Origin of the sequence: Acidovorax sp. (assembly GCF_046291265.1) — a bacterium.
In the GTDB taxonomy this organism is placed as follows: Bacteria; Pseudomonadota; Gammaproteobacteria; order Burkholderiales; family Burkholderiaceae_C; genus Acidovorax.
Genome location: NZ_JBKBTV010000150.1, coordinates 1 through 737 on the forward strand (window position 1 = coordinate 1; position 737 = coordinate 737).

Consider the following 737-nt stretch of genomic DNA (forward strand, 5'->3'; position numbering starts at 1 on the left):
CTCACGCCCCGCACCTCGGCAGCATGATCCTGAAGCCGTCGGAGAAGGTGCCACTCACGCTGCGCCGCGTTGCGGAGCTGCTGAAGGAGGCGGGCGTGCCAGATGGTGTGTTCCAGGTGCGTGCACAGCGCGTCGCCGCGGTGTGCGGCAGCGTGACTCACCACGCTCGCAACTGCAGATTGTGAATGGCGCGGTGGAGGCGGTGAATGCCCTGTGCGACCACCCGGACATTTTGGCCGTCTCGTTCGTGGGCAGCAGCCGCGTGGCGGAGATTGTGGCGAAGCGTTGCCGTGCGCTGAACAAGCGCGTGCTGGCGCTGGGCGGCGCCAAGAACCACTTGGTGGCCCTGCCCGACTGCGACGTGGAGCTCACCGCCTCCGATGTGGTCACCAGCTTCGCGGGCTGCGCGGGCCAGCGCTGCATGGCCGCCTCCGTGCTGCTGGTGGTGGGCGAGAACCAAGCGCTGCTGGACGCCGTGGTGGCCAAGACGTCGGCGCTGACGATGGGCACGGGCAACGGGCAGGTGGGGCCCGTGATTGACGCGGCCAGCAAGGTGCGTTTCGCTTGCGTGACCAGCGGGTGGCATGCACTCCCTCCTAAACGACACACACGCTTGCTGCCCTGCAGGCGCGCATCCTGCGATACATTGACGAGGCGGAGGCGACTGGCGCGCGTGTGCTTGTGGATGGCCGCCCTAAGGCCGAGGCGGCGACGCGCGGCTCTTGGGTGGGGCCCAC

General features: G+C 68.7%; 2 protein-coding genes. Both read left to right on the forward strand.

Translation table 11 applies throughout. The features are described 5' to 3' along the window. Window positions 1-185: aldehyde dehydrogenase family protein (locus tag ACK41V_RS23590; protein WP_409786123.1), on the forward strand; the 185-nt coding region annotated here is incomplete at its 5' end. After that, a partial coding sequence (locus tag ACK41V_RS23595; protein WP_409786124.1) for an aldehyde dehydrogenase family protein occupies window positions 182-737 on the forward strand: 556 nt, incomplete at its 3' end. The genes ACK41V_RS23590 and ACK41V_RS23595, both read left to right, overlap by 4 nt.